This is a genomic window from Nocardia sp. CC227C, from assembly GCF_030767025.1.
In the GTDB taxonomy this organism is placed as follows: domain Bacteria; phylum Actinomycetota; class Actinomycetes; order Mycobacteriales; family Mycobacteriaceae; genus Nocardia.
The window spans coordinates 224,496-245,152 of sequence record NZ_JASITE010000005.1 but is presented as its reverse complement, the minus strand read 5'-3'; the positions used below and the strand labels follow the sequence as shown (position 1 = coordinate 245,152).

The 20,657-nt window shown below is 68.9% G+C and carries 11 protein-coding genes; 9 read left to right on the top strand and 2 right to left on the bottom strand.

Annotated features, from left to right (window positions below):
- Window position 1: 1 nt before the first annotated feature.
- Both QMO76_RS12240 and QMO76_RS12235 read right to left on the bottom strand, forming a co-directional pair.
- Window positions 2–1,273, bottom strand: coding sequence for a glutamate synthase-related protein (locus QMO76_RS12240; protein ID WP_306361354.1), 1,272 nt, complete (start codon window positions 1,271–1,273; stop codon window positions 2–4).
- Window positions 1,270–2,274, bottom strand: coding sequence for an asparagine synthetase A (locus QMO76_RS12235; protein WP_306361353.1), 1,005 nt, complete (start codon window positions 2,272–2,274; stop codon window positions 1,270–1,272). Before QMO76_RS12235 ends, QMO76_RS12240 begins: the two co-directional genes overlap by 4 nt.
- A gap of 237 nt (window positions 2,275–2,511) precedes the next feature.
- Here QMO76_RS12235 and QMO76_RS12230 point away from each other — a divergent pair, with 237 nt between their 5' ends.
- From QMO76_RS12230 to QMO76_RS12190, 9 genes are all read left to right on the top strand, one after another.
- Window positions 2,512–3,630, top strand: a complete 1,119-nt coding sequence (locus QMO76_RS12230) for an LLM class flavin-dependent oxidoreductase (protein ID WP_306361352.1) — start codon at window positions 2,512–2,514, stop codon at window positions 3,628–3,630.
- On the top strand, window positions 3,627–4,874 hold the full coding sequence (locus QMO76_RS12225; RefSeq protein ID WP_306361351.1) for an MFS transporter: 1,248 nt from the start codon (window positions 3,627–3,629) through the stop codon (window positions 4,872–4,874). Before QMO76_RS12230 ends, QMO76_RS12225 begins: the two co-directional genes overlap by 4 nt.
- On the top strand, window positions 4,871–5,359 hold the full coding sequence (locus QMO76_RS12220) for a cobalamin B12-binding domain-containing protein (RefSeq protein ID WP_306361350.1): 489 nt from the start codon (window positions 4,871–4,873) through the stop codon (window positions 5,357–5,359). The genes QMO76_RS12225 and QMO76_RS12220 overlap by 4 nt, the downstream gene beginning before the upstream one ends.
- Window positions 5,359–6,588, top strand: coding sequence for an acetyl-CoA carboxylase biotin carboxylase subunit family protein (locus QMO76_RS12215; RefSeq protein ID WP_306361349.1), 1,230 nt, complete (start codon window positions 5,359–5,361; stop codon window positions 6,586–6,588). Before QMO76_RS12220 ends, QMO76_RS12215 begins: the two co-directional genes overlap by 1 nt.
- Window positions 6,585–8,069 (top strand): hypothetical protein, encoded by a 1,485-nt coding sequence (locus tag QMO76_RS12210; RefSeq protein ID WP_306361348.1) that lies wholly within the window; start codon window positions 6,585–6,587, stop codon window positions 8,067–8,069. The genes QMO76_RS12215 and QMO76_RS12210 overlap by 4 nt, the downstream gene beginning before the upstream one ends.
- A 1-nt stretch (window position 8,070) precedes the next feature.
- Complete coding sequence (locus tag QMO76_RS12205) at window positions 8,071–9,408, top strand: methylaspartate mutase (RefSeq protein ID WP_306361347.1); 1,338 nt, start codon at window positions 8,071–8,073, stop codon at window positions 9,406–9,408.
- Window positions 9,405–10,652 carry an ATP-grasp domain-containing protein gene (locus QMO76_RS12200; RefSeq protein WP_306361346.1) on the top strand — a complete coding sequence of 416 codons (1,248 nt, stop codon included), beginning with the start codon at window positions 9,405–9,407 and terminating at the stop codon, window positions 10,650–10,652. The genes QMO76_RS12205 and QMO76_RS12200 overlap by 4 nt, the downstream gene beginning before the upstream one ends.
- A 91-nt stretch (window positions 10,653–10,743) precedes the next feature.
- Window positions 10,744–12,048, top strand: coding sequence for a cytochrome P450 (locus tag QMO76_RS12195; protein ID WP_306361345.1), 1,305 nt, complete (start codon window positions 10,744–10,746; stop codon window positions 12,046–12,048).
- A 160-nt stretch (window positions 12,049–12,208) separates the two neighbouring features.
- A complete protein-coding gene (locus QMO76_RS12190) occupies window positions 12,209–20,656 on the top strand; it encodes an SDR family NAD(P)-dependent oxidoreductase (RefSeq protein WP_306361344.1) in 8,448 nt (2,815 codons plus the stop codon).
- The last annotated feature ends 1 nt before the right edge of the window (window position 20,657 follow it).

Below are 20,657 nucleotides of genomic sequence, written 5' to 3'. Positions count from 1 at the left end.
ACTATCGGTCGCTCCCGGGCAGCCAGACGTCCTCGGCCGCCAGATCCGCGATCCGATACTTGCCGAGGGCGCTGATCAGCAGCCGCAGTTCCAGTTCCAGCGCGGCGAGCAGATTGCGCAACCCGTGATCGAGGTCCTCGTCGGCGGCGATCAACGCCGCCCGGCCGAGGCCGGTGGCCGCCGCGCCGAGCGCCAGGCACTTCACCACCCGGGTGCCCTCCCAGCAGCGACCGGACACCAGCAAAGCGCCGCGGCGGTCGCGGTCGGCGATCCGGCGCAGGCATTCGTCCAGTGGCAGGCCCACCTGGTCCAGGAATCCGCTCGGCGCCCAGCCGGTTCCGGCCTCGGCGCCATCGACGGTCACCGCGTCCGCGCCCGCCGCCCACGCCACCTCGGCCGCGGCGGCCACATCCCGCGACGGCGGCAGCTTCACCCACACCCGGCACCGCGGATAGTTGTTGCGCATCAAGCGAATCTGATGGCGCAGGATCTCCGGGGTGAAGGTGCCCGGGGTGGCGCAGCGCAGGACGGGTCCGGTGCCGTCGTCGATGTCCACCATGTCGTACCACGCCGCCAGTTCCGCGGCGCGGTGCCGGGGTACGAGGGTCATGCCGCCGAGACCGGGCTTGGCCCCCTGGCCCACCTTCAGCTCGAAGGCCAATCGGCCGGTGGCCAGCAGCGGTTCGGCCGCCGGATCGCTGTACACCAGATTCCACACCTCGGCGTCGGCGTCCTCGGTGCTCTGCTGGACGATCACGCCGCCGGTGTCGTCGGCGGCGGTCTTGGCGTACTCGTTGAGCCGGCGCAGCAGCGACCCCCGCGACTCCCGCTGCCCCGGCGACTCCGGGGACATCCGGCCGTAACCGGATACCGGCACGATGTTCTCGCCGATCACCATCGGTACGCCGGATACGGCGGCCTGTCGCGCCAGCGCGACGCCCAGATCGCCCTCCGCCACGGCGGTCGAACCGAATGCCGAGACGTACACCGGAAGTTCGGCGCGCAGGCCGCCGATCGTCGTGGTCAGGTCGACATCACCGGCGAGTGGCTCCCGCCCGAGTTCGAACAACCGCTCCTCGCGCATGGGAACGAATACCGGTGGCACCACACGGATCCGGTCGATCGCATCCGACGGTTCCGGCAGCGGGTGCTCGCCCTGCCCGAACAGCGTCGAGCCGTACCGGGCGCGGTCGGGGAAGACCGCGGCCGCCGCGGTTCGGGCGCGGGCACGTACCTCCCGTTCCGGAAAACCCGGGGCTGTCAGGGCGCTCATGGTCGCGGGTCTCCCGGCAGCTTCGGGTAGGCGGTGGCCTGCCAGACGGCGTCGGAGCCGCAGAGGAAGCGGGTGAACCGTTCCACCCCGAGGCCGAATCCCGCACTGGGCGGCAGTCCTTCGCGCGCCAGGGCGAGATACCACTCGTATTTGGCCGGGTTCTCCCCGGTTTCGCGAATCCGGGTGAGCAGGGTGCGGTAGTCCGACTCGCGCTCACTGCCGCTCATCATCTCCCCGAAGCCGCCGGGGAAGATCAGGTCGAAATTGCGGAGCACGCCGGGCGAGTCCGGATCCTCCCGGTCGTAGAAACCCCGGGACCCCTTCGGGTAGTCGGTGATGAAGAACGGGCGGGTCGCCGCCGCCGAGACGAGTTCCTCACCGGCCCACTCGATCTCGGTGTGCTCCGGCTGGTCGTAGCCCAGCTCGCGCAGTTCGCGCACCGCCTCGGTATGACGCTTGCGGCCGTAGGGGCCCGCGAGCACCCGGTGCAGCTGTTCGACGTCGCGGCCGAGCACCGCCAGTTCGTGCTTGGTATTGCTGAGCACGTACTCCACCGCGTAGGTCGTCATGCGTTCGGCGACATCCATCGCGTCGTCCCGGGAGCCGCCGGCGATCTCCACGTCGAGTTGGTGGAACTCGACCAGATGGCGATGCGTCACCGCTGTGTCGAGCGGCTCCAGCCGCACATTGGCGGCCACGTGGAAGATCTTGTCGAAGGCGAGCAGTGACGCCTGTTTGTAGAGGATTCCGCTGGTCATCAGCTTGTATCGATGGCCGTAGTAGTCGATGTCGACCTGCTTCGCGCCGCGGGACCCGGGATCGGTCACCGGGCCGATGATCGGCGGCAGCAGTTCGGTGAAACCCTCGGCGGTCAGGAATTCCCGTGCGGCCGCCTGGAAGGCCGACTGCACTGTCAAAGTCGCGATGGTCCGGGGTGAGGTGAGATGTGCGCGTGTCGACGGGAGTGCCGATGCCGTCGATTCGGTCGATTCAGTGGGCAAGTCCGGTCCGTTCAATAGTGGTGAAGGTTGATCGGATAATTGGATCTTTACCGAAAAGAATTGTGTAGCCGAAGCTCATTATCGGGTGTTGGAAGAGGTGTGTCCATCACCCGTTCGGGGGGATTTCGACAATCTGGTGCGGCGCGAAACCGCTGGTTGACACCGGTCGTAACACGCGATTAACCTCGGTCGGGAAGCTTTACTGATCAATTCTGAGACCGAAATGAATCTCGATAAATGAATTCTGATCGTATGGAGTTCGCCCCGATCTCGGCAGCGCGAAACCATGATTCCGGAGAATTGCGATTCCACTGGTGCGCCCCGGCCGACAGTGGACAGCAGTCGGCCACCGAGAAGTATCGGGTCGGCGAACTCGACTTCGACGGGATGGTGGCGTTCGCGCGGGAGGCCGACCGGCTCGGCGTCGACTCCCTGCTCATGGGCATCGCCCACTACATGCCCGATCCGCTGCCGCTGATCGGCGCGCTGGTCCGGGAGACGCGCGATGTCACCTTCATCCTCGCCTACCGGCCCGGACTGCTGTCTCCGACACTGTTCACGCAGGTGGTGAACACCATCTCGTGGATGTCCGACGGCCGCATCGCGCTGAATCTGGTGGCCGGGATCTCGCCCGTGGAGCAGGGATACTACGGCGATTTCGTGGCCCACGACGGCCGCTACGCCCGCACCCAGGAGTTCCTGGAGGTCTGCCACCGGTTCTGGAACGGGGAGTCGCCGTTGACCCACGAGGGCGACCACTACGTCATCAAGGACGCCGAACTCGGCCTGGGCTACAAGGGCGGCGGTCGACCGGAGATCTACCTCAGTGGGGCCTCGGAGATCGCCAAGGAGACCGCGACCATGTACGCGGACTGCTGGTTGCGCTACGGCGACACCCCCGAGGGCATCGAGGCCGCGGCCCGGCCGGTCCTGGACAAGGGCACCCGGGTCGGCATCCGCATGCACGTCCTGGCCCGCGCCACCCGCGAGCAGGCGCTCGCCGATCTCGCCGCCATGCAGGAGAATCCGGATCAGGCGCATCGGGCGTGGGTCGAGAAGTTCGTCGCCGCTTCGGATTCCGAGGCCGTCAAGACCTCCTTCCGGCTTGCCGCGCAGGCCGACGACGACTGGCTCTCCCCGATGATCTACTCCGGTTTCGTGCCGTATCGGGGCGGTCCGGCGCTGTGCGTGGTGGGCAGCTACCGGGAGGTCGCCGACTACCTCTACTCCTACCGCGCGGCCGGGGTCGGCGAGTTCATCTTCTCCGGCTGGCCGACCCGCGACGAGATGCGCATCTTCTACACCCATGTGCTGCCGCTCATCCGGGAACGGGAACGCGGCGGAGGGTCGGCGTGAGCCCAGGGGCGAACGTTCGGCATCGCGCGCTGTTCGCCTCCGGGGTACTGCTCGGCCTGGTGGCCGAACAGGTGATCCTGTTCGCGGTGCCGCTGCTGATCTTCCAGGACACCGGTGAGGTCTCCGCCCTCGGCTTCGCCTTCGCGCTCGAATGGCTGCCCGGACTGCTGGCCTACCCCTTCGCGGGCCTGCTCGCGGACCGCGACGGCGGAGCGCGATTGTTCACTCGGGTCTCGCTGCTGCGCTCGCTCATCCTGATCACGGTGCTGCTGGTGTGCCTCGCCGAGCCCGGCTGGACGACGGTCGCCCTGATGGCGGGTGGTGGGTGCCTGTCGGTCTGCATGGCGCCCATTCGGATGTCGATCGAGAAGATGGTGCCGCAGCTGGCGCCGCCGTCGCAGGTCGCGGCCGTGCAGTCGCTGGTCCAGAATATGGAGCTGCTGGCCATGGCGCTCGGCCCCGCGCTGGCGACCGTGGCCGCGCTGTTCCTGGGCAAACTGTGGCTGCTGCTGGTCGCGGCCGCCGCCTTCGCGATCGCCGCGGCGACCTGGCTGCCGCTGCCGCGCCCGCGGCGTGAATCCCCGGTGCGGCAGGCGGCGCGCGAGGTGCTCGCCGAACTGGCCATCGGCTGGCGGCTGCTGGTGAGCATCCGTCCGGTGCTGCTGCTCGGCGTGCTGAACTTCGCCATCAATCTGGTGGTGGGTGTACTGCTGGCGGCCAACGCGGCACTGATCACCGATGTGTTCCAAGCCCCGGATTCGGCATACGGCCTGCTCAACACCGCGGTCGGGATCATGGGGCTGCTCAACCTGCTGATGATCCCGATACTGTTGCGGCACTTCGGCATCGGCCTCGTCGGCGTAACGGGTTTCACGCTGATCTGCGCCGCCCTGCTGGTCGCCGCGTTCGCGCCGTCGTATCTCGTCTACGCACCCGCCTTCGTCGCGGTGATCGTCGGAGCCGCGCTCTACAACGTCTACAACCGCACCCAGCGCCTCAAGGTGATTCCCGGCGAGCACCTCGGCAAGGTGATGGGTCCGTTCTATCTGCTCAACCTGGTGTCCTATCCGATCGCGGGACTCATGATCGGCGGGGTGGGCGCCAGCGTCGGCCCCCAACGGCTCGTGCTGTGGCTCAGCGCTCTGCTGTGCCTGTTCGGCGCCGTACTCCTGCCGCTGACCATGGCCGCCTTCCGCAAGGCGCTGCAACCCCGCGAGACCGCTACCGTGGAGGTCGAGGCATGAACAGTCGCTTCCGGTGCGTGCTGTGCACCGTCGAATCCGATTCCCACCTCTGGAATCTGGTCTACCTGCAAAAACTGCTCGAGGAATACGGCGCGCGAGTGCGCAATCTGGGCACCTGCACGCCGACCGGCGAGGTCATCCGCGCGCTGCGCGAGGACCGGCCGGATCTGCTGGTCGTGTCGAGCGTCAACGGGCACGGGTTCCACGGCGCGCGCGTGCTGCTGTCGGCCGTCCACTCCGACGGGCTGGCCGTGCCGTGCGTCGTCGGCGGCAAGCTGACGACCGCGGTGTCCGACGACGACCGGGTCCGCCGTGAACTGCTCGACGCGGGCTACCTGGACGTCTTCACCGGTGACGACGCCATCGCCCGATTCCGCGGGCTGCTGAATTTCGGTATCGCGCAGGGGTTCTCGTCCTGGCGCGCCGAGCCCGCCGTCGCGACCCCCTGGGACGGCGAGCAGATCACCACACCGGAGGTGCGCTGATGCACATCGTCATCGTCAACAAGTGGCCGCGATTCGCCGACGGGGTGCGCTGGGACAACGAACTCACCCGCTACGAGGAGTTCATCGACCACGACGCCCATCGGGTGAGCTACGTCGTGGACGGCCCCGGCGCCGACGGCGTGCTGGCCGATCCCGAGCGAATCGCCTGCCGCGTAACGGTTTCCGATGTCAACGAGGTGACCGAGCTGGGGGCGGCCGTCGGGGAGGTCATCGAGCGGGTGGGTCCGGTGGACCTGCTGATCGCGCTCTCGGAATTCACGCTGGAGACCGCGGCGCGGGTGCGTGAGCGGTTCGCGATTCCCGGGCCGACGGTCGACGAGGTGGCCGTCTACCGGGACAAGGTGCGGATGAAGCAGGTGCTGGTGGAGGCCGGCCTGCGCGTACCCCGCTTCGCCCGCTGCGAGCTGGCCCGGCCCTTCGCGGCCGAGTGCGGGTATCCGCTGATCCTCAAGCCGGTCGACTCCGCCGCCAGCATCGGCGTGCTGCGCGTGGACGACGCGGCCGAACTGGAAGCCGCGCTGGCGACCGTCGATTCGTCCCGCTACGAGATCGAGGAGTTCATCGCGGGCGACATCTACCACGTCGACGGTTTCGCCGACGACGACTCCCGGATCACCTTCCAGGCGACCGCCCGCTACGTCAACGACTGTCTGTCGTTCACCGGCGGCACGCCGCTCGGCTCGGTACTGCTCGGTCCGTCGCCGCGGCGCACCCTGCTGGAGGACTTCTCCCGACAGGTCGTCGCGGCCTTGCGCCTGCGCCGGTTGCCCTTCCACCTCGAGATCTTCCTGCCGCCGGACGGCGCTCCGGTATTCCTGGAGATCGGCGGCCGGGTGGGCGGCGCGGAGGTGCCGCACCTGATCAACAAGGCGTTCGGCGTCAACCTCTACGAACTCTGGCTGCGCGCGCTCGTGGGCGACCCGCTCGCCGCACCGCCGGCACCGGCGGAGACCTCCGGGGGCTGGCTGGTCGTGCCGAAGCCGGCCGAGCACGCCGAACGGGTGCTGCGGGCCGGATCCATGCGGGATCAGGTGCCGACCGTCTGGCGTGAACTGCTGCCCGAGCCCGGACAGGTGCTTGCGCCCGGCGGCTCCTACGACGCGCTGCATCGCGGGCGGTTCATTCTGCTGCACGACGACGAGCACGTCGTCGAGGCGGGCATCCACAAGATCATCGAGAACTTCGACTTCGAGGCGGAACCGCTGTGAACGAGCAACAGGCACAGGATGATCGGGCACGCTACGAGCGGCTGATCGACTTCCTCACCCCGGCCGAGCGGGACGGCGTGGCGGCGGTGGGCGACTCGCTCGTCGAGGCCGCGGGCGGTCTCGACCGGATCGCCGACCACAAGGTCATGGTGGCCTACGGCGGCGGTAAGGACAGCACCTATGTGGTCGCGTTCGTCCGGGCCGTGCAGCTGCGGCTGGCGCTGGCGCACGGCACGACTTTCGGTGTCCGCGTGGCGAATATGCGCCACGCCGGGGTCCCGCGCGCGGTGATGGAGAACATCGAGCGGGTGTACGCGGCGCTGGGGCTGCTCGACGACGAACGCGCCGAGCTGCTCACCGTCGACCACACCGAGGTCCGCCGCTTCGACGTCGACCTCCCGCTGCCCGAACACCTGGTGGCGGTCAACCGGCTCGACGTGCTGATGAACGGGCACCGCTCGGCGGGTGACGGCCGCCCCACCTTCTGCAACAGCTGCAATCTCGCGGTCGCCGACTTCTACGGCCGGGCGGTCTGGTGGGGCGGCGGCGTGGACGCCGTCATGACCGGTGATTCGCGCCGCGAGCAGATGCTCTACGCGGCGTGGATCCGGCGTCTGGCCGAGGGGATCGGCATCGACGTGCGCCGCCACGGCATGACCTTCCAGGATCTGCTGATCGCCCTGCGCGGCATCGGTGACGCCTACTTCCGCGAGTTGTTCGGCGACGGCTCGCCGGAGGTGGCGGCCCGCGAGGTCGCGGTGGGCGATCGCGCGGTGCAGCCCGCCTTCGTCTCCATCTACGACCTCGTCAGCTATCGGGTGGACGACCACTGGGATCTGATCGTCGAATTCCTCGGCTTCCGTTTCGACGACCTCGCCTTCAGCTTCACCGAATCCGATTGCGCCAACCCGACTCTCATGGCCCACCTGCGGGGGCTGCGCGCCGAGTACGTGGAGGGCCGGACCTACGCCGCGGGCATCGGGGAGTACCTGGAATTCGCGGAGACGGTGATGCGCAAGAAGGAGATGCCGGATCGGCTGATTCGGCTGGCGCTGGAACGCTACGACTCGCCGGAGAAGGTCGCCGAGCGGCGCGCGCTGGCCGACGACTACGCCGAGCGCGCCTTCGGGCTCCGGCCGGACATGCTCGTCACCATGGTGTTCTCGCCGTTCACCGACGCGGGGGCGCGGCTGGCGGACTTCGTGCACCGCTGCCATCCGCGGTGGCGCGACGAGCTGCCCGCCGTGCTGGCCACGCTGCGCGGCGACGCCGCGGATGCGCGTTGTGCCGCCTGGCTGCAGGAGATCTCGGGATTGTCACTGGCTCATCTGCGCACGCTCTACCGCAGTTCGCTGGTGGATTTCGCGGCCGGTGACACGGTGATGGCGCGGGTGCGCGCGGGCGATCCGCACAAGGCCCGGGTGCGCACGGTGGACCCGGACTCGGGCCGCCCGACGCTCGAGCTGATCTCGGGCCGGTGACGTGAGCGGGTATCTGGACCGCTTCGTGGCGGATCGAGCCGGGGCGGGACCGGTGGTGCAGCCGCGCATGGGATTCGGCACGGTAGCGACCATGCGGTCCGGGCTGGCCCGGGTCGCCGCCCTGGACTGCCCGGTCGTCGGCACGCTGACGCTGGACAGCTACACCCGCGTCGGCGACTACACGACCCCGCTGCAACGCCTGGCCGCCGGGGAGGAACTGAACGGGTATCCGATCGTCTCCCATCCGATCGAGCGGACCGCCGCCTTGCTCGCCGGGCTGTACGGTCCCGGCTTCCCGGTTCAGGTGCGGCACGGCACCGCACTGCCGCTCGGCGTCTTCCGGCGGCTGGTCGAGCTCGGGCTGGACGCGACCGAGGGCGGTCCGGTCTCCTACTGCCTGCCCTACAGCAGGGTGCCGCTGCGCCAAGCGGTGCGGGCCTGGGCGGTCAGCTGCCGGTTCCTCGCCGACCACACCGAGCGCGGCCATATCGAGAGTTTCGGGGGCTGCCTGCTCGGTCAGCTGTGCCCACCGTCGCTGCTGGTGGCGATGGGTGTGCTGGAGGGCTGCTTCTTCCGGCAGCACGGGCTGCGCCACATGTCGTTCAGCTATGCGCAGGGGACATCGGCCGCGCAGGACCGCGGCGCTCTGCGGGCGCTGCGCACCCTCGCCGCGACCTACCTGGGCGATGTGACCTGGCACGTGGTGCTCTACACCTACATGGGGCTGTTCCCGCGCACACCGGACGGCGCGGAACTGCTGATCCGCGACAGCGCGCGCCTGGCCCGCGACGCCGGGTGCGAACGGATGATCGTGAAAACGGTGTCCGAGGCGTGGCAGATCCCGTCCATCGCCGAGAATGTCGCGGCGCTGCGCCTCGCCGCCGCGGAGATCGAGCGACCGTCCCCGGCTGTGGACGCGGGCACCGGCGGTGACTACCCCGGCGATGACCATTCCGGCGGTGACTACCCTGGCGACGACCATCCCGACGACGACTGTTCCGACGACGACTATTTCGAGGAGATCCTCGACGAGGCTCGGACGCTCGTCGACGCCGTGCTCGACCTCGCCCCGGATATCGGGGACGCGCTGGTCGCGGCCTTCGCCTCCGGCCTGCTGGATGTGCCCTACTGCCTGCACGCCGACAATGCGGGCGCGGCCACCTGTGTCATCGACGATCGGGGCGCGCTGCGGTGGGGTGCGCTGGGTCGGCTGCCGCTGCCCCGCGCCACCGCCGCCGACATCTCCGGCCGGCTCGGCTCCGACCGGCTCTACACCATGCTCGAGCATGTCGCGAACCGCTACGACAGCCGCCTGATTCCCCCGAGGGGAAACTCATGACCGATCGCCGCGAACCCGCCGCCGTGGTGCTGGTGGACGCACTGTCCACCGGGGCGCTGCTGGTGCCCCGGGTGCGGAACCGGTACCGGCTGATCCACATTCGGTCGCGGGCCAGCCTGCCCGCAGTCTTCGCGGCCAGCCTGCCCGTCACGCAGTTCGACGCGGACATCTGCTACGCGGACCGAGCCGACGAGGTCCTGCGCGTACTCGCCGAGGAGCATCCGATCGCGGTCATCGCGGCCAGCGAGTTCGGTGTCGAGGTCGCCGACGAGATCGCCGCGAAGCTGGGGCTGCGCGGCAACGATCCGCACCGGTCCCGGGTGCGGCGCGACAAGTTCCACATGCTCGAGGCGGTGGCCGCCGCCGGGCTGCGCACCGCCGCGCAGGCCCGCGGCACCGCGGCGGCGGAGCTGCTGGCCTGGCGGCGCGCCACCGGCCTGCGGCGCACGGTGATCAAACCGCTGGACAGCGCCGGATCCGAGGACGTCTTCGTCGCCGAGACCGACGCGCAGGTGAGCGCGGCGGTGGACACGATTCTGGGCAAGACGAATCTGATGCTGCGGACCAATGAGGCGGTGCTGGCGCAGGAGTACCTGGTCGGCCGGGAATACGTCGTCAATTCGGTCAGCCGCGACGGCGTGCACCGGATCACCGACGCCTGGGTCAGCCACAAGGCGACCGTGGGCGATGAGCGCCGGATCTACGACTACGAGGACCTGCTGGCGCCATCGGATCCGCACTCGGCGGAGATCTTCGCCTACGTCCGCGGTGTGCTCGACGCGCTCGGTGTCGCCAACGGCCCCGCGCACACCGAGCTGATCCGCACCGCCGCGGGGCCGGTGCTGTTGGAGACCGGGGCTCGGCTGTCCGGTCTGGCCGAGCCGCGCGCGCTCGATCGCTGCACCGGTGTGAACCAGGTCGATCTGACCGTGGACTGCTATCTGGGCGGCGGGCGGGCGCTGGCGGCCCAGCCCCCGGTGTACTCCCGGCGCGAGCGGGCGCGCTGCGTGAATCTCATCGCCCGCCGGGCGACACCGCTGCCCGCGGACGCCCTGCGCGCCGCGCTCGAATCGCTTCCGGCCTTCCAGAGCGTGCGATTCCGGATCCGCGACCGGGCCATGACCAGGCCGACGGTCGACCTGAATTCGTCACCGGGCGTGGTGTTCCTGGTGCACCCGGAGGCCGCCGAGATCGAACGGTCGTATCACGAACTCCGGCGGCTGGAACGGGAGTTCCTGTCGTGACGTCGCATCCGGCGCACGCCCACCCGATCGGGGGGATGTGTCCCCCGGTGCGGCGGTCTTACGATTCTCCAAAGCATGGGCAGGTGAGAAAATGACACTGCAATACTGGTTGCGCTGGTTGTCACTGCAGGGGGTGCCGCGACTGGTGCTGCGCGTGCAGACGATGCGCGGTGACACCTTCGCCAAAATGATGGGGCCACAGGGTATTTCGGATCCGCACCCCTTCATCGAGCACATCCGGGCGCAGGGCAAGTTGGTGAAGACCCCGCTGCCCTGGGCGACCTGCGACTATGAGCTGTCGCGAATGATCCTGCGGGACAGTCGGTTCGGCGTCCGCAGCTCGGCCCGCATCAAGATCCCCGCGGTCTTGCAGAAGTTCGCGAATCGTGTTCCGCCACCGGCCAATCCGGCAGATCCACCGGCCATGCTGCGCTTGAACCCGCCGGAGCACGCCAAGATGCGCAAGCCGGTGGTCTCGGCGTTCACCCCGCGCGCCGTCGGCAGGCTGCGCGACCGGGTGGAGACCGTCACCGCGGAGTTGCTCGATGCCCTGCCCTCGGGCGGTTCGGTCGACCTGGTCGAGACCTTCGCCTCGCGCGTGCCCATCGCGATCATCTTCGAGATCCTCGGCATGCCCGACGAGGACCAGGACAAGTTCCTGTTCTGGGGTGAGGAGATGACGCCGATGCTGGATGTCGGCATCTCCTGGCCCCGGTACCACCGGGCCATGCGCGCGGCCCAGCAGTTGAACGACTACCTGGACCAGCACATCGATCGACTGCGGCGGGAACCGGGCGAGGACATCCTCAGCACCATGATCGGCAGCGGCGAATTGGATCAGTACGCGCTCAAGGCCAATGCCAGCATCATTATCGGAGCGGGTTTCGAGACCACGGCCAATTTGATCGCCAGCGCGATCACCCTGTTGTTGCGGCATCCCGACCAGTTGGACCGGCTGCGCGCCGAACCGGAACTGTGGCCCAATGCGGTCGAGGAGGTTTTGCGCTACGAGCCGCCGGTATTCATCACGGCTCGCCAAGCGCTGACCGATGTCGAATTGGAAGGGGTGCAACTGCACACGGGCGATATGATCATGCTGTCGCTGGCCGGGGCCAATCGCGACCCCGAGGTATTCGCCGATCCGCAGCGATTCGATATCACCCGTCCGAACGCCAAAGAGCATTTGGCGTTCAGTAGTGGCGTGCACTCCTGCTTCGGGGCCAATCTGGCCCGTATGGAGGCCGCGTACGCGCTGCGGGCGCTGTTCGAGCGCTTTCCCGATATGCAGGCGGCCGCGCCGCCGCGGCTGCGCCCGCAGCTCACTTTCCGTGGCTACGGCAATGTGCCGGTCCGGCTCGGTCGTCGCGCGAGTTCCACCCGGTCCGCCGCCGGCTGAATATATTTCTCGCGGCCGGTTAATTGCATTCCACCCGGCCGGGGGGATGTGGATGAAAAACAATTCACATACGATTTCATCGGAAGCAGATCGTGATATTCGATCGATCCGCAGATGAAATCTGCCGATAGGCATGCTGTTACAAAGGCGAGGCTTTTCGATGAATTCTGTTCACATCTCCCCGACCGATGCCATGCCGACCGAGAACGAGGGCATCGCCATTGTGGGAATCGGTTGCCGATTCCCGGGACACGTTCGCAATGTCGACGATTTCTGGCGACTCCTGCTCGAGGAACGCGACGGCGTGCGCGAGGTACCCGACGATCGGTGGACGGCGGCGGCGTTCTACGACCGCGACGCGGGACGGCCCGGACATATGCGGACCCGAACGGGCGGCTACGTCGACGACGTCGCCGCCTTCGACGCGCACTTCTTCGGCATCACGCCCACCGAGGCCGCCCGGATCGACCCGCAGCAGCGGCTGTTCCTGGAGACGACCTGGGAAGCGTTGCAGGACGCCGGCATCGTCCCGGAGCAGCTGGCCGGGACGAAGACCGCCGTGTACGCCGGCGTGTCCGGCCACGACTACGGCATCATCCAGCTCAATCCCGAGAACCGCTACCTCATCGGCGGCCACACCATGACCGGCGTCACGAACTGCATTGTGGCCAACCGGGTCTCGTACCTGCTCGACCTGCGCGGTCCCAGTATGACGGTGGACACCGCGTGTTCGTCGTCCCTGGTCGCGATTCACCTGGCGTGCCGCAGCATTCGCTCCGGCGAGGCGTCGATGGCGATTGTCGGCGGCGTCAGCACCCTGCTGCTGCCCGAGGCGACCATCGGATTCAGCCAGGGCACCTTCCTGTCCCCCGAGGGCCGGTGCAAGTCGTTCAGCGAGTCCGGTGACGGCTACATCCGCAGTGAGGGCTCGGGCACCGTGGTGCTCAAGCCGGTCTCCGCCGCCGTCGCCGACGGCGACCACATCTACGCGGTGATCCGCGGCAGCGCGACGAATCAGGACGGCCGCACCAACGGCATGTCCGTGCCCAGTGAGGACGCGCAGGCGCAGATGATCATCGACGCCTGCCGGGACGCGGGCGTCGCGCCGACCGATATCGGTTACATCGAAGCGCACGGGACGGGTACCGCCGTCGGCGATCCCATCGAGGCGCGGGCACTGGGAAAGGTGTTGGGAGCCGGGCGCAACGGCCAGGGCCCCTGCATCGTCGGCGCGGTGAAGTCGAATGTCGGGCACCTGGAATCGGCGGCCGGGATGGTCGGCATCGTCAAGGCGTGCCTGGTCGTCGAGAACGGTGAGATTCCGGCGAATCTGCATGCGGAGCAGCCGAATCCGACCATCCCCTTCGAGGAGCTGGGGCTGCGGCTGGCGACGGCCCGGCAGCCCTGGCCGAATCCGGGACCGCGCCTGGCGGGGGTGAACTCGTTCGGCTTCGGCGGCTCCAACGCCCATGTGATCCTGGAGGGACTGCCCGCCGCCCAGGAGACCGGCGCGGCCCGGGACAGCGCGGCCCGGGACAGCGTGGACGAACCGGTGCTGTTCACGCTCAGCGCGAAAACCGGCGCGGCCCTGCGAGCCTACGCCGCCAGCTACGCCGAATTCCTGGAGCGGCCCGCGGCCGACCTGGCCGCCATCGCGTCCACGCAGGCACGGGCGCGCTCGCATCACGACCATCGGCTCGCCCTGGTCTGCGCCTCCACCGAGGAACTGCGCGACGCCCTGCGCGATGTGGCGCGTGGCTCCGCGCCGGACGCGCTGCGCGGCGGCACGAAGTCGGCCAAGACCTCCGGCGTGGCGTTCGTCTTCTCGGGCCAGGGACCCCAGTGGTGGGGCATGGCGCGCGAATTGCTCGGCCGCGGTGGGGTATTCCGGGAGACCGTCGAGCGCGTCGACGCCGAACTGCGCAAGCACGGCGACTGGAGCGTGCTCGAGGAACTCGGCCGCGATGAGGCGGACAGTCGCATCGGTGAGACCTATATCGCGCAGCCCGCGGTCTTCGCGGTGCAACTCGGCCTGGCGCGGCTGTGGCAGAGCTGGGGCATCGTGCCGTCGGCCGTGGTCGGGCACAGCATCGGCGAGGTGGCCGCCGCGTGCGTGTCGGGCGCCTTGACCTTCGAGGACGCGGTGCGGGTCATCTTCCATCGCAGCCGGGTGCAGCAGCGGGCCTCGGGCAAGGGGAAGATGCTGGCCGTCGGCCTGCCCCACCACGAGGCCGAGCGGCGCATCACCGGCTATCGCGGGCGGGTGGAGGTCGCGGCGCTCAACGGCCCGGAGTCGACCGCGCTGGCCGGTGATCCCGACGCGCTGGAGGAGATTCGGGTCGAGTTGGAACGCGACCGCGTCTTCTGTCGCATGCTCCAGGTCAGCGTGGCCTTCCACAGCCATCACATGGACCCGCTGCGCGAGGAGCTGCTGTCGTCGCTGTCCGGGCTCACCTCCGGTCCGGCGGAGATTCCGATGTATTCGACCGTGAGCGCGGATGTGGTGCCGACCGGCGGGCTCGACGCCGAGTACTGGTGGCGCAATGTGCGCGAGCCGGTGCGGTTCGCGCCCACCATCGACCGGCTCGTCGCGGACCGGCACCTGACCGTCGTCGAGTTGGGTCCGCACCCCATCCACTCCACCGCCATCGGCGAGCTGCTGGCACAGCGGCAGGCCGAGGGCGTGGCGGTGGCGTCGCTGCACCGCAAGCAGAGCGATCGCGTCACCCTGCTGTCCGCGCTGGCGACGCTGTACGCGACCGGATACGACCCGGCGTGGGACGCCGTGTACGACGGTGTCCCCCAACGCGTTCCGGTGCCGTTCTATCCGTGGCAGCGCGAAACCTACTGGCTGGAGACCCCGGTCTCGCGCGAGAACCGCTTCCCGTCGCTCGGCCATCCGCTGGTGGGGACCCGCAGTCTCGCCGCCGACGAACCGGACAAGCACGTGTGGGAATTCGTCATGGACACCGCCGTGTTCCCCTGGCTCGAGGACCATCGCGTCCAGGGGCCGATCGTCTTCCCCGGCGCGGGGCACCTCGATCTGATCGTCGGTTGCGCGCAGGACGCGTTCGGTCCGGGCCGCTACTCCATCGAGAACGTCGAATTCCGGCGGCCGCTGTTCGTTTTCGACGACCGCCCGGCCCCGCTGGTGCAGGTCGTGCTGACCCCGTCGCTGCACTTCACCGTGTACAGCCTCCAGGACGGCGACAAGGACTGGGTAGCGCATTCGGTCGGGACGGTGCGCCGCGGCGCACCGGATACCGAACTGCCGGTGCCGTTCTCGGAGTTCGGTGCGGACTGCCCGGTCGAGTTCGAGCCGGAGAAGGTATTCGCGAAGTTCCGCAACAACGGTCTGCAACTCGGACCGAGCTTCCGCGCGATCACCAGACTCCACTACGGCGAGCTGCGTTCGCTCGGGCGCATCGACACCCCCGAGGCGCTGGCCGATGAGGCGCCGCGCCATACCATCCACCCGGCGCTGCTCGACGCGTGCTTCCAGTCGCTGTCCATCGCCATGGGCAATGATCCGAATACCGAGGACAAGCACCTCTACATCCCGTTCGAGGTCAAGCGGTTCAGCTTCCACGCCGAGGCGGGCAGCCGCGTCTACTGCTACGGGCGCGCGCACGTCCTCGACGATCTCGCCTACTGCGAGGGAGATCTCTGGCTCGTCAACGAGGACGGCACGCTGGTGGCCGAATTCGAGGGCTTCAAGGGCAAGTCGATCACCCAGAGCACCGAGGACCGCGACGCGCTGTCGCAGTGGCTCTACGAGTACCGGTGGCGTCCGGCCCCGGTGCGCACGAAGACCCTGCTGCCCGCCGATTTCGTGCCCGCGGACGAGGCCCTGCGCGCGGCGGCCGAACCGGTTCTCGACGAGGTGCGGAACTGGCCGGTCAACCGCCACTACCACGCGGAGACCGAGGCCGAGATGAACCGGCTGTGCATGGCCTACGTGACCGAGGGCTTCCACCAGCTGGGCATGGACTTCACGCCGGGGCGGCGCTGCACCCTCGACGAGATCGCCCGCGAGCTGGGCGTGCGCGACAAGCACCGCGACTACCTCGCTCGGCTGCTGGAACTGTGCACCCGGCACGGGATCACCGGCAGGGACGGGGACGGCTGGCGGATCGAGCGGGTTCCCGCCCGGGTCGATACGGCCGCCGAGCTGGCCGCGCTGCGCGAACGGCATCCCGAATGCGAGGCCGAGTACCTGGTGCTGGAACGGTGTGGTCCGCGGCAGGCCGCCGTCCTGCGCGACGAGGTCAATCCGATCGAACTCATCTTCCCCGAGAGCGAGTTCCAATCGGTGGTCGATCTCTACGAGTCGTCGTTCTCCTTCGAGCGCTGCAACCGCACGGTCGCCGCACTCGTCGCGGAATGCGTGCGCGGGCTGCCCAGCGATCGGCCGGTGCGGGTGCTGGAGATCGGGGCGGGCACCGCGGGCACGACCGGGTGGATCCTGTCCGAACTGCCCGCCGACCGCGCGGAATACGTGTTCACCGACATCACCCAGCTGTTCCTGGGCAAGGCGCGGCAGCGTTTCGCCGACCACGACTTCGTGGACTACCGGATTCTCGACATCGAGACCGATATCGAGGAGCAGGGTTTCGATCCGCACTACTTCGACATCGTGGTGGCGGCGAATGTGCTGCACGCCACCGAGAAGCTGCGGACCACGCTGGACAATGTCACCCGGCTGCTCACCTCGCGCGGCCTGATGGTGATCGTCGAGGAGACGAATCCGCCGCACTGGGTCGACCTGACCTTCGGCATGACCGACGGGTGGTGGCGCTTCGCCGACCACGACCTGCGCCCGGACTACCCCCTGATGTCGGAGGCCACCTGGCGGGAGTTCCTGCCCACCGCGGGCTTCGAACACGTGCAGATCTTCTCCGATATGACCGATCCGGAGCAGACCGGCTGCTCGGTCATCGTGGCGCGGACACCCGAGGTGGCTCTCGAGCCGCATCAGCCGCGCGTCGAACCGGGGGCCTGGGTGGTGCTGGCGGACGCCGACGGCGTTGCCGAACAGTATCTCTCGCTGCTCGGGGCGGCCGCCGCGGACAGTGTCGTGGTCACCCGCGGCGACGCCTACGAACAGGTCGACACCCGCGCCTTCCGGGTCGATCCGACCAGCGGCGCGGATCTCGAGCGCGTACTCGGGCAGGTCCGCGACCGCGCCGGGACCGTGGCCGGGGTGCTGCACCTGTGGAATCTGGACTTCGCCGTGTCGGACCTCACCACCGAGCTGCTGGCACGGGTGGAGAGCCATGCCGCCTACAGCGTCATCGCACTGGCACAGGCCGTCGAGAAGCTGGAACAGCCGGTGGCGCCGCGCTTCTGGGTGGCCACCGCCGGTGGTCCGCTGGTGGAGCGGGGCGACAGCGTCGCGGTGTCGCAGCTGCCGAGCTGGGGCATCCTCCGGGTGCTGCTGAGCGAGCACAGCAGTCTGCGCGCGAAGATCATCGACTTCGATCCGGCCGCCGCCGCCGACCGGCGGGCCGCGCAACTCCTCGACGAACTCCTGCACGTGCGGACCGCGGAGGAGGAGGTCGCCTACCGCGGGGACATCCGCTACACCGACCGCTTCGAGCACCTCTCGCCCGCCGAATTCGAGGCATCGGTCGCGACACCCGCCCGGGTGTCCGACGACACCGCGTTCGCCCTGTCGGTTCCGGCCGAGCCCGGTATCGAGGAACTGCGCTACCAGCGGCAGGTGCGGCCCGAACTCGGTGCCACCGAGGTCGCCATCCGGCCGGAGGCGACCGGCCTGAACTTCCGCGACATCATGCTGACCCTCGGCGCGCTGTCGGAGGGAGCGACCTACGGCGGGTTCTACGAGAAGAACCTCGGCGTGGAGTGCGCGGGCATCGTCACGGCGGTCGGGTCCGAGGTCGCCGACATCGCGGTCGGTGATCGCGTGATCGCTTTCGCCCGAGGCTGTTTCGGGTCGTCGGTGGTCACCGACGCGTGCCGCGTCTATCCGTCGCCGGAGCACCTGTCGGCCGTCGACGCCGCCACCCTGCCGATGGCCTACCTGACCGCGTGGTACGCGCTGATGGAGGTGGGCCGGTTGCGGGCGGGGGAACGGGTGCTCGTGCACGCCGCCGCCGGTGGCGTCGGTCTGGCCGCCGTCCACATCGCCCACTCCGTCGGGGCGACCGTGCTCGCCACCGCGGGCAGCCCGGAGAAGCGGGACCATCTGCGCGGCCTGGGTGTCGCGGAGGTCTTCGACTCCCGATCCCTGGCCTTCGCCGACGAGATCCGGCAGCGCTGCGACGGCGTCGACCTGGTGCTGAATTCCCTGCAGGGCGAGACCATTCCGAAGAGTCTCGAACTGCTGCGGCCCCGGGGCCGGTTCATCGAGATCGGCAAGAAGGATATCTACGACAACTACCAGCTGGGCCTGCGGCCGTTCGGCAACAACCTCAGCTACTCGGCCGTCGATATCGACCGGATGCTGCTGGAGGACCCCGCGCTGTGCCGCGAGTCCATGACCAGGGTGCTCGACGGCGTGGCCGCGGGGACGCTGCCGGCACTGCCGCACACCGATTTCGGGGCGGCGGAGGTGGCGTCGGCGTTCCGCTACATGGCCACCGCCAAACAGATCGGCAAGGTCGTCGTCGAATACGAGCCCGACAGCGAGGTCCTGGTCTATCCGACCGCGACCGACGCCGTCACGGTAGACGCCGACGGCACGTACCTGATCACCGGCGGCTACACGGGTTTCGGCCTGCGCACCGCCCAGTGGCTGGTGGACAACGGCGCGCGCAGCGTGGTGCTGGTGGGCCGCCGGGCGCAGGTCGACGCGGAGAACGAACAGCCCATCGCGGCCATGCGGGCCGCGGGCGCCACGGTGGTGCTCGAACGCGCCGACGTCTCGGTGGAGGCGGAGGTCGAAGGGCTGCTGGAGCGGATCTCGTCGCTGCCGCCGCTGCGCGGTGTCTACCACGCCGCCATGGTCATCGCGGACGGGCCGCTGGCCACCATGACCGAGGCGGATTTCCTGCGCGCGGTGCGGCCCAAGGTCGACGGCGCCTGGCATCTGCACAACCACACCCGGTCGCTGGAGCTGGACGCCTTCGTCATGTTCTCCTCCATGAGCTGGAACGTGGGCACCCCGGGGCAGGCGAACTACGCCGCGGCCAACGGATTCCTGGAAGCGCTGGCGCTGCACCGTCGGGAACTCGGGCTGCCCGCCCTGACGGTCAACTGGGGCGCCATCGCGGAGGTCGGATTCGTCGCCCGCAACAAGCTCGACACGCTCTCCTGGCTGGGCTGGACCCCGATCCCACCCGACCACGCCCTGGACTTCATCGGCCGGTGCCAGGCGCACGGCGTCAGCCGCGCCAGCGTGTTCGGCGTGAACTGGGCGAAGATGAACCAGGTCATGCCGATCGTGCGCAGCTCGCCGCGACTGGCCCACCTCACCGCGCAGTCCAGCGCCGGCGCCGCGGCCGCGTTCGGCACCGAGGGGCTGCGAGCCGAACTGTTCGAGCTCCCGGAGCCCGAGCGCGCGCCACGGCTGGTCACGGCACTATCGCAACAGATCTCGCGGATCTTCGACATGCCGGTCGAGCGTCTCGCCCGGGATGTCGGGCTGACCGATCTCGGGATGGACTCGCTGATGGCGGGACAGATCCGCAATATGCTGGCCAAACATCTCGAGATCGACTTCCCGACCATGGGGCTGATGCGCGGTCCGAGCATCGTCGAGCTCGCGGACGAGGTGCTCGCCCAGCTGCTGGGCGAGACATCCGGGGTCGCGACGACTCCGGCCGTTCCGGCCACCGGTCCGGAGCGCTGGATCCGCACCGTGGTCGGCCGCTCCAACACCGCGTCGGTGCGGCTGTTCGCCCTGCCCTTCGTCGGCGGCGCGGCCTCGGTGTTCACCCCGTGGCCCAACCACCTGCCGGAGACGGTGGAGGTGGTGGGCATCCAGTTCCCGGGCCGGGAGGACCGGATCGAGGACGTGCCGATCGACGCCATGCCGGAATTCGTGGCGGAGCTGGCCGAGGCCATGCTGCCCTATCTGGACCGCACCTTCGTCGTCTACGGGCACAGCATGGGCGGACTGCTCGCCTACGAGCTCACCCGATACCTCGAACAGCAGTACAACGAGGTGCCGATGAAGCTCATCATCGGCGGCTGGCCCTCACCGGTCCTGGTCGAGGACTACGTGCGGAACCTGAACCACATTCGCGACGGCTTCGACCTGGCGGGCGAGTCCGACAGCCGGGTGCTGGCGGTGCTGCGGGACAACAAGCTGCTCGACATCCCGGTCGAGGAGGAGGCGGCGATCATGCACTGGCTGCCCGCCATCCGCGCGGACCTGAAGATGCTGGGCGACTACCGCTTCCACAACGGTTACACGCTGCGTGCCCCGATCTCCGTGCTGCGCGGCGCGGACGATCCGGTGTTCGAGGAGTCACAGCTGGAGGGCTGGGGCAAGTTGACCAGCGGCGGATTCTCGCTCACCACGGTGCCCGGCGGCCATCTGTTCATCCAGAACGCGGACCCGCGGGTCATGGCGACCATCGCCGCGGAGCTGTCCGCCGAGGACGCGTTCCCGAGTTTCACGAGCCTGGTGGAAGGGCGCTGAC